The organism is Kitasatospora sp. NPDC059812, from assembly GCF_042732075.1.
GTDB lineage: Bacteria > Actinomycetota > Actinomycetes > Streptomycetales > Streptomycetaceae > Kitasatospora.
On sequence record NZ_JBHWIO010000035.1, the window covers coordinates 71,284 to 80,234 of the forward strand.

An 8,951-nucleotide genomic window follows, 5' to 3' on the forward strand; every position below is an offset into this window, starting at 1 on the left:
GGGCGGGGGGGTGTGTGTGGGGCGGCGGGGGCGCCCCCGGCGGGCCCCCCCCCCCCCGGCCCGATTCCACCCCCCCACCCCGGAGGACGGCCATGGAGCCCACCTCGCTCTCCCGCAACCGGGACTTCCGGCTGCTCTGGGTCGGCGGCCTGATGGCCTCGCTCGGCTCCCAACTCGCCTCGATCGCCCTGCCGTTGCTCGTCCTGCGGGAGACCGGATCGGCCGCCCAGGCGGGCGCCATCGGCACCGTCTCGATCGGCGCGCTGCTGCTCACCATGCTGCCCGGCGGCGTCCTCGCCGACCGGATCGAGCGGCGCCGGCTGATGCGGGTGTGCGACGTCGGCAGCCTGCTCGCCGTCACCGCGCTGGTGATCGCCGTCCTGCGCGGCCACACCCCGCTGCCGCTGGTGCTGCTGGTGGCCGCCGCCGGGGCTCTCATCACCAGCGCCTACGGGCCCGCCGCCGGCGGCCTGCTGCGCGCGGTGGTGCCGCGCGAGCAGGTCCGCGCGGCCTCGTCCCGGATGCAGGCGCGCGGCGCCGCCGCCCGGCTGGTCGGTCCGATCGCCGGCGGCGCGCTGTTCGCCTGGCACCCGGTGCTGCCGTTCCTCGCGGAGGGCGTCGGGCTGCTGCTCTCCACCGTCTGCGTCGCGCTGATGCGGACCCGCTCGGTGCCCGCCGCCAGGAGCGGCGCGGCGTTCAGCCGCGGCGAACTGACCGCCGGGCTCAGCTTCATCTGGCGCCAGCCCTACCTGCGCACCCTGCTGCTGATCTTCGGGCTCGGGATGAACTTCGCGTTCAGCGCGCTGATGTTCACCACCCTGGCCGTGGCCTCCGACGGCGGCCGCTCCGGGATCGGCGGCGGCACCGTGGTCTCCTGCACCGCGGCCGGCGCCCTGGCCGGCGCGCTGCTCGCCCCGAGGCTGGAGGCCCGGACAGGGGCCAGAGCGCGCTCTGGGGCGAGTGACGGCAGGCTGGTGGCGCTTAGCTGCTGGGCGGCCGCCGCCACCGCCGGGGTGCTGGTGCTCACCCGGATCCCGCTGCTGATCGGGCTGCTCTGCGCGGTGTGCATGTGCCTGTCCACGGTCGCCAGCATCGGCTTCGTCTCCGGCATGCTGCTCGCCGCGCCGCCCGACCGGATCGGCCGGGTGCAGAGCGCCGCCGGTTTCCTGTCCACCCTGGTCCAGCCGTTCGGCCCGCTGGTGGGCGGCGCGCTGCTCGGCGCCCTGGGCGGCACCCGGACCTTCGCTCTGCTGGCCCTCGCCATCTCGCTCTGCGCGGCCGTGGTCACCTGGGCGCCGCCGGTCCGGCGCGGCCCGGCGCCGGCCCCGGCACCGCTACCGGCGCCCGCAGGCTGAACGGCCCGGCGGCCCGGGAGACGAATGACCCGGAAGAGCTTGGAAGACGACCCGGAACAGGAGGCGCGCCATGGCCGGCGCCCAGGAGACCCAGCTGTACTGCCTCGCCGATCCGATGTACTACGACACCCCGGGGCGCCTCCGCGACCGGGCCGGCCGGTACCAGCTGGGGCTCGGCGCACCGCCCGCCGGGTGGCGGCGCGAACGGCGCGGGCTGTGGACGGCGCTGCGGCCGGACGGCGCCCGGCTGCCGGAGCAGGGCTGGAAGATCCACGTCTCGACCGTGCCGGAGGAGGCTGAGGCGACCCTGCGGGCCGTCGCGCGGGTCTGCACGGCGCGCCGCACGACGTTCAAGTTCCTGCGCAGCGACGAGGCGCTGCGGGTCGCGAACGGCAAGTACATGGGGCGCGGCAGCAGCGGCAAGTTCGTCACCGTCTACCCGGGGTCGGAGGAGGAGTTCCTGGCCGTGGCGGCGGAGTTGGCCGAGGTGCTGGCGGGCTGCCGGGGGCCGTACGTGCTCACCGACCTGAGGATCGGGACGGCCCCCGTGTACGTGCGCTACGGCGCGTTCGTCGAGCTGTGGTGCCAGGACGAGGACGGGCGGCCCGTGCCCGCGCTGCGCGACCCGTCCGGCGAGCTGGTCCCCGACCGGCGCGACCCGGTGTTCCAACTGCCCGCCTGGGTCGAACCGCCCGAGGAGCTGCGCCCGCACCTGGCCGCCCGGGAGGCGGCCGGCGGCGACCTGCCGTACCGGATCGTCGAGGTGCTGCAGTTCTCCAACGCCGGCGGGATCTACCTCGCCGAGCACCGGACCACCGGGGAGCGGGTGGTGCTGCGCGAGGCCCGCCCGCACGCCGGGCTGGACGCCGCCGGGGACGACGCCGTCACCCGGCTGCGGCGCGAGCAGTGGGCGCTGGAACGGCTCGCCGGTCTGGACTGCGTGCCCCGGCTGCACGAGGTCCGGACGGTCTGGGAGCACACCTTCCTGGTCCAGGAGCACATCGAGGGCGTCCAGCTGTTCGCCGAGGCGATCCGCCGTTACCCGCTGGTGCACCAGGACTGCACCGCCGGACAGCGCGCCGAGTACGCGCACTGGGTGGCCGGGGTCGTGGCCGGGCTGGAGAAGGCGCTCGGCGCCCTGCACGAGCGGGGCGTCCGGTTCGGCGACCTGCACCCGGCCAATGTGATCGTCCGTCCGGACGGTTCGGTGGTGCTCGTCGACTTCGAGTACGCGGAGGAGCTCACCGGCCGCCGTGTCCCGCTCGCCGGCGCGGGCGGGTTGCAGCCCCCGCCCGGGCTCGACGGGGCCGACGCCGACCGCCACATGCTCTGGGCCACCTGGCTGATGCTGCTGATGCCCGTGATGGAGCTGGCCGAACGCGATCCCGGCAAGCTGCCCGCGCTGGAACGGCGGGCACGGCGCTGGTTCGGCCTCGGGCCGGAGGAGGGACCGGTGCGGCCGGGCGCCGTGGCGCCGGTGGAACCGGTCGGCGAACGGCGGGTCCGCGAACTCCTCGCCGGGCCCACCCTCGACGCCGCCAGGAACGAACTCGTCGCCGGCATCCACGCCGGGGCCACCCCCGACCGGCCGGACCGGCTCTTCCCCGGCGACCCGGCCGGATTCGCCGACGGCGGCACCGGCGTCGCCCACGGCGCCGCCGGCGTGCTGTACGCGCTGCACCGGGCCGGGGCACCCTGCCCCGACGAGTACGCGGACTGGCTGATCGCGGCGATGCGGCGGCGCGGCCCGAGGCCGGGCGCAGGCGGGCTCTTCGACGGGCCGCTCGGCGTGGCGGCCGTGCTCGCCCGGGTCGGCCGCGGCGACGAGGCCGCCGAACTGGCCGCACAGGCCCGGCAGGCCCGGCCCGCGCCCACCGTCGCCCTCCACGGCGGCCGGGCCGGCGCCGCGCTCGCCCGGCTGCGGCTCGCCGACGCCCTCGGCAGCCGGCGCGAACTCGCGGACGCCCTCGCCGACGCGCGGGCGCTCGACGCGGTGCTGCGCGGGCAGACCGTCCCGGGGCTCGGCGCGCCGACGGCGGCCGGACTGCTGTACGGCCTCGCCGGGATCGCCCTCGTCCAGCTGCGGCTGTACCAGCGGACCGGCGAGGACTGGCTGCTGGCCTCCGGGCGCGAGGCGCTGGACCGGGCCGTGGCGCAGTGCGTACGGGTGCCCGACGGGTCGGTGCAGGTTCTCGACCGGGGGCGGCGGCTCGCCTACCTCGACCGCGGCAGCAGCGGGATCGCGCTCGTCGCCCAGGAGTACCAGGCGCTCGGCGGCAGCGGGCCCGAGGAGTTCGGCAGGTCCGAGGAGTTCGACGGGTTCGGGGAGTTCGGCGGGCCCGAGGAGTTCCTCGCCGACGTGCGGCGGGTCTGCGCCCCCGGATTCGTCCGCGAGCCCGGGCTGTTCCGGGGCCGCGCCGGGCTGCTGCTGGCGCTGGACCGGCTGGGCGGTCCGGCGGTCCGGGACACCGTCCGCGAGCAGGTCCGCAAGCTCCAGTGGCACCTGGTCGCGCGGCCGGAGGGGCTGCTCGTCCCCGGGATGCGGTTGCGGCGGTTCTCGGCGGACCTGCACACCGGGGCGGCGGGCGTCCTGCTCGCCCTGCACGCTGCCGAACAGGGCCTGGAGGGCCGGGAGTTGCTGGACATGCTGACGCTCGGCCCAAGGGGCGCCGGCCGGCGCGGCGGGCTCAGCTGAGGTTGTCGGCCAGTACGGTGCTGTGCTCGCGGGCGTGCAGGTGGGTGAGGCGGGGGAGGGCGTAGAGGGCGGCGTGGGCGGTGACCTCGCCGGTGGGGGAGGTGACGGCGCCGGTGTCGGTGAGGGCCTCCAGGGTGCGCAGGGCGAGGCGTTCGGGGCGGCCGAGGGCGGCGGCGGCCTCGGGGAGGGTGAACAGCAGGGAGAGCGGGAGGGCGGCGAGCCGGCCGAGGGCGAGGCGGCCCTGGTCGGTGAGGTCGCGCCAGCCGGAGTCGAGGCGGGCGCGGACGGTGACGTCCCCGGCGACGAGTTCGTCCAGGGCGCCGGCCGGGTCGGCGAGGCGGGCCGCGTACTCGGCGAGCGGCAGGTGGCGCAGGACGGCGAGCCGGGTGGCGGCGACCCGGACGGCGAGCGGCAGCAGCCCGCAGGCCTCGACGATCCGGGCGGCGGCCGCGCGGTCGGTGCCGGTCCGGCCGGTGCCGACGATCCGGCCGAGCAGGTCGAGCGCCTCGGCGGGGGCGAAGGGCGGCACGGTGACCCGGTGCACCGAGGCCAGTCCGGCGAGTTGGCTGCGCGAGGTGACGAGGGTGGCGCTCGGGCCGAAGCCCGGCAGCAGTTCGCGGACCACGGCCTCGCCGGGGGCGTCGTCGAGGATCAGCAGCATCCGGCGTCCGGCCAGGGAGGCGCGCCAGAGCGCGGCGGCCTGGGCCGGGTCGGCCGGTCTGGGGCCGGATCGGCCGGTGAGGGCGGCGAGTTCGGCGAGGATGTCGGCGAGCGGGCGCGGGGTGCCGTCCTCGGTGCGCAGCCGGAGCAGCAGCCGGCCGTCGGGGAAGCGGTCGGCGAGCAGGTGTCCGGCGTGCACGGCGAGGGCGGTCTTGCCGATGCCGGCCGGGCCGGAGAGGACCGCGACGCGCTCGCCGCCATCCGCCAACGCATCGATCAGGTCGCGTAGTTCGTGGCTTCGACCGGTGAAGTCGGTGGTGTCGGCGGGCAGCAGTGCGCCGTTCGGGCCGGGGTGCTGCGCCGGCCGGGCGGTGGCGGGGCGGGCCGGGCCGTGGGCGAGCAGCTGCCGGTAGCGGGCGGTCAGGGCGGGGCTGGGTTCGAGGCCCAACTCGCGGGCGAGCAACTGGCGGTGGGTGTCGTAGACGGCGAGCGCCTCGGCCTGGCGGCCGGACAGGTGCAGGGCGTTCATCCGGGCGGCCTGGAGGCGTTCGCGCAGCGGGTGGCGCTCGGCCAGGTCGGCGAGTTCCTCGGCGACGGCGGTGGCGTTGCCGAGCTCCAACTCGGTCTCCGCCCAGTCCTCGTGGACGCCGAGGCAGCGGGCCTCCAGCCGGTCGGCCTCGGCCTGGACGGCGGGCGAGCAGCGCAGATCGGCGAGCGGCGGGCCCTGCCACAGGTCGAGGGCCTGGCGCAGCAGCCGGGCGGCGGGGGCGAGCGCGCCGCTGTCGGCGGCGGCCCGGCCGGCCCGGGCGAGGGCGCGGAACTGGAGGACGTCGAGCTCGGGTTCGGCGACCCGCAGCAGGTAGCCGCCGGCGGTGTGGACCAGCCGTTCGGGCCCGGGGTCGCGGCCGAGCAGGGTGCGCAGCGTGCAGATGTAGACCTGGAGGTTCTTGCGGGCGGTGCGCGGCGGCTCCTCGGGCCAGACCGCGTCGGTGAGCAGGTCGACCGGGACGGCCGTGTTGGCGCGGCTCAGCAGGACGGCCAGCACCAGCCGCTGCTTCAGCGGGCCGAGGGCGAGCGGGCGGCCGTCCGCTTCGCCGGTCAGCGGGCCGAGGACGGAGAAGCGCGGCCGGGTGGGGGCGGCGGGCTGGGCCAGGGGCATCGGCGTACCTCCGGGGCGTGGGTGGGGGCCAGGGCGTGTCCGAGCGGGGGCGTGACCGGTGAGGTGCGGGCGTGGCCGCAGGCTACTTGACGGCCGATCCGATCTGTAGGGCACGGAATCGTCCTGTTTCGCTCACGCGACCCTCACACTTCGGGCACCTGGGGGAGGGGACACCCGGGGGAGGGGGAGGCCGGGTGTGGTGGCGGCCGGCGGGTGCGGTGTCGTGGCCGGTGGGGCGGGGTGGGAGGGGCCGGCGGGGCGCGGCGGAGGGCCGGGGCCGGGGGTGCGGGCCCCGGGGCGGACGGGGCCGGGCGGGGGCGCTCCGGGGCGCGGGCGCCGGGGCGGTTCCGGCGTTCCTCCAGCGGCGCTCGTCGGCGCGGTGAGCGCCGCCCGAGGGGCCGGGGAGGGACCGACGGCCACCGGAGGTCCCGGTCCGGGCGCCGGAACGCGGGCCGTGCGGCCCCGGGGGCGCGGGCCGAACGGCCCTAGGGGGCGGGGGCGGTGCGTTCGGATCATGGATCGCCAGCCATTCGCACGACGTTCCTAAGGAGTGCGTCCTTGAGCGCCACCCCGGCACAGGGCGACCCCACGCCACCGCCAACCTCCGTACCGCAGCCGTCGGTTCGGCCGAAACGGCCCGGTTCGGCCGTGGTCAGACTGCTGACCACCACCGACCACAAGACGATCGGCTCCATGTACCTGGTGTCGGCGTTCGGGTTCTTCCTGATCGGCGGTGTCCTGGCGCTGGTCATGCGCGCCGAACTCGCCCGGCCCGGAACGCAGATCCTCTCCAACGAGCAGTTCAACCAGGCCTTCACCATGCACGGCTCGGTGATGCTGCTGCTCTTCGCGATGCCGCTGTTCACCGGCTTCGCCAACTGGATCATGCCGCTGCAGATCGGCGCCCCGGACGTCGCCTTCCCGCGCCTGAACATGCTGTCCTTCTGGCTGTTCATGTTCGGCTCGCTGATCGCCGCCGCCGGCTTCGCGACCCCGCAGGGCGCCGCCGACTTCGGCTGGTTCCTTTACGCGCCGCTGTCCGACGCCGTGCACTCGCCCAGCGTCGGCGCCGACATGTGGATCATGGGCGTGACGCTCTCCGGCTTCGGCAGCATCCTCGGCGCCGTCAACTTCATCACCACGATCATCTGCATGCGCGCACCCGGGCTGACCATGTTCCGGATGTCCATCTTCTGCTGGAACGTGCTGCTCACCTCGGTGCTGGTGCTGCTGGTCTTCCCCGTCCTCGCCGCCGCCCTGCTCGCCCTCGAATGCGACCGCAAGTTCGGCTCGCACGTCTTCGACCCGGCCAACGGCGGGGCGATGCTCTGGCAGCACCTGTTCTGGTTCTTCGGCCATCCCGAGGTGTACATCCTGGCGCTGCCGTTCTTCGGGATCATCTCCGAGATCATCCCGGTCTTCAGCCGCAAGCCGATGTTCGGCTACGCGGGGCTGATCGCCGCCACCGTCGCCATCGCCGGCCTGTCGGTGACGGTGTGGGCGCACCACATGTACGTCACCGGGCAGGTGCTGCTGCCGTTCTTCTCCTTCATGACCTTCCTCATCGCCGTCCCGACCGGGGTCAAGTTCTTCAACTGGGTCGGCACCATGTGGAAGGGCTCGCTCAGCTTCGAGACACCGATGCTGTGGACGGTCGGCTTCCTGGTCACCTTCCTGTTCGGCGGCCTCACCGGCGTGCTGCTCGCCGCCCCGCCGATCGACTTCCACGTCTCCGACTCGTACTTCGTCGTCGCCCACTTCCACTACACGCTGTTCGGCACCGTGGTCTACGCGATGTTCGCCGGCTTCCACTTCTGGTGGCCCAAGATGACCGGCAAGAAGCTCGACGAGCGGCTCGGCCGGATCACCTTCTGGACGCTCACCGTCGGCTTCCACGGCACCTTCCTGGTCCAGCACTGGCTCGGCGCCGAGGGCATGCCGCGCCGCTACGCCGACTACCTCGCCTCGGACGGCTTCACCACGCTCAACACCCTGTCCACCATCTTCTCCTTCCTGCTCGGACTGTCGATCCTGCCGTTCCTCTACAACATCTGGAAGACGGCCAAGTACGGCGAGAAGGTCGAGGCCGACGACCCCTGGGGCTACGGCCGCTCGCTGGAGTGGGCCACCTCCTGCCCGCCGCCCCGGCACAACTTCGTCCGGCTGCCGAGGATCCGCTCCGAATCCCCGGCCTTCGACCTGCACCACCCCGACATCGCGGCCCTGGACGTCCTGGAGAACACCGGCAAGCCCGCCACCCACCTGGGCGACGTGACCCCGGCCAAGTACGACCTGCCGCAGACCAGGGCGGAGCGCGAGCAGTCCGCCGTGGACAGCTGACCCGAGGCCGGGCGCGCCCCGGCCACCCGCTCCGAACACCCACCGACCGCCGTCCCCGCCCACGCCCCCGTCACGGGCGGGGACGGCTCCCCCCTCGCGACCTGGAAGGCCGGCCCCATGACCCACACCGTCCTCGCCATCGGCACCGCCGCGCTCACCGCGAGCGGCTGCGTCTGGTACCTGCCCGCCATCGCCGACCTCCAGGCCGGCGCCGACCGGCCCCGTTCCACCCGCACGGCCGCGGCGGCCTGCGTCCTGTGGTGGGCCGCCCTCGCCATGGCCGGCGGGCTGCTGCTCGCCCTGCCCGACTGGCGGCCCGCCGCGCAGATCGCCCTCGCCGGGCTGGTCGGCGGCGCGGCGCTGCGGGTCCGCGCCCGGTGGGACCGGCGCGGGGAGCAGCGCGAGACCGCCGCCCGCTGGGCGGCCCTGGGCGCCCGGCCGGCGCCGCGCTCCGGCCGCCCCGCCGCCGTCACCCTCGCGGGGTGGCTGGTCGTCGGCGCCGCCGTCGCCTCGCTGGGGGCGGTGGCGATCCTGCTGTCGGACGAGGGCGCCGTCGGCTCCCGGGTGGCGCTCGCGGCGGTCAGCGGGGCCGGGGTGGCGCTGGCCTTCCTGCTGGCGGGCCTCGGCAGCGCGCGGCGGCGCTGACGGCCCCTCCCCTCGGGCCGGGGCGGCGCAATAGGCCGCGCCGCGGCCAACGGCGGCGCCGCGCGAGGCGGGGGGGGCCCCCCCCCCCCCCCCCCCC

General features: G+C 75.9%; 5 protein-coding genes. 4 read left to right on the plus strand and 1 reads right to left on the minus strand.

Going from position 1 to position 8,951, the window contains the following annotated elements:
- Positions 1 to 92: 92 nt before the first annotated feature.
- Together ACFV6D_RS19560 and lanKC are read left to right on the plus strand one after the other, a co-directional pair.
- A complete protein-coding gene (locus ACFV6D_RS19560; protein ID WP_380560593.1) occupies positions 93 to 1,355 on the plus strand; it encodes an MFS transporter in 1,263 nt (420 codons plus the stop codon).
- A 70-nt stretch (positions 1,356 to 1,425) separates the two neighbouring features.
- The gene (gene lanKC / locus ACFV6D_RS19565; RefSeq protein ID WP_380560594.1) at positions 1,426 to 4,050 is read left to right on the plus strand and encodes a class III lanthionine synthetase LanKC; all 2,625 of its coding nucleotides are present in this window, start codon (positions 1,426 to 1,428) and stop codon (positions 4,048 to 4,050) included.
- Here lanKC and ACFV6D_RS19570 read toward each other — a convergent pair.
- On the minus strand, positions 4,043 to 5,869 hold the full coding sequence (locus ACFV6D_RS19570) for a BTAD domain-containing putative transcriptional regulator (RefSeq protein WP_380560595.1): 1,827 nt from the start codon (positions 5,867 to 5,869) through the stop codon (positions 4,043 to 4,045). The two genes, lanKC and ACFV6D_RS19570, sit on opposite strands and share 8 nt — an antisense overlap.
- Positions 5,870 to 6,562: 693 nt before the next feature.
- Between ACFV6D_RS19570 and ctaD the strand changes: the two genes are divergently transcribed.
- Both ctaD and ACFV6D_RS19580 read left to right on the plus strand, forming a co-directional pair.
- On the plus strand, positions 6,563 to 8,209 hold the full coding sequence (gene ctaD / locus ACFV6D_RS19575; RefSeq protein WP_380560597.1) for a cytochrome c oxidase subunit I: 1,647 nt from the start codon (positions 6,563 to 6,565) through the stop codon (positions 8,207 to 8,209).
- Between the two features lie 117 nt (positions 8,210 to 8,326).
- Positions 8,327 to 8,854 (plus strand): hypothetical protein, encoded by a 528-nt coding sequence (locus tag ACFV6D_RS19580; protein WP_380345291.1) that lies wholly within the window; start codon positions 8,327 to 8,329, stop codon positions 8,852 to 8,854.
- Positions 8,855 to 8,951 lie beyond the last annotated feature (97 nt).

Bases quoted from the DNA above. Each gene is read 5' to 3' on its own strand.
- ACFV6D_RS19560 (WP_380560593.1), top strand. From the start codon at position 93: ATGGAGCCCACCTCGCTCTCCCGCAACCGGGACTTCCGGCTGCTCTGG.
- lanKC (WP_380560594.1), top strand. From the start codon at position 1,426: ATGGCCGGCGCCCAGGAGACCCAGCTGTACTGCCTCGCCGATCCGATG.
- ACFV6D_RS19570 (WP_380560595.1), bottom strand. From the start codon at position 5,869: ATGCCCCTGGCCCAGCCCGCCGCCCCCACCCGGCCGCGCTTCTCCGTC.
- ctaD (WP_380560597.1), top strand. From the start codon at position 6,563: ATGTACCTGGTGTCGGCGTTCGGGTTCTTCCTGATCGGCGGTGTCCTG.
- ACFV6D_RS19580 (WP_380345291.1), top strand. From the start codon at position 8,327: ATGACCCACACCGTCCTCGCCATCGGCACCGCCGCGCTCACCGCGAGC.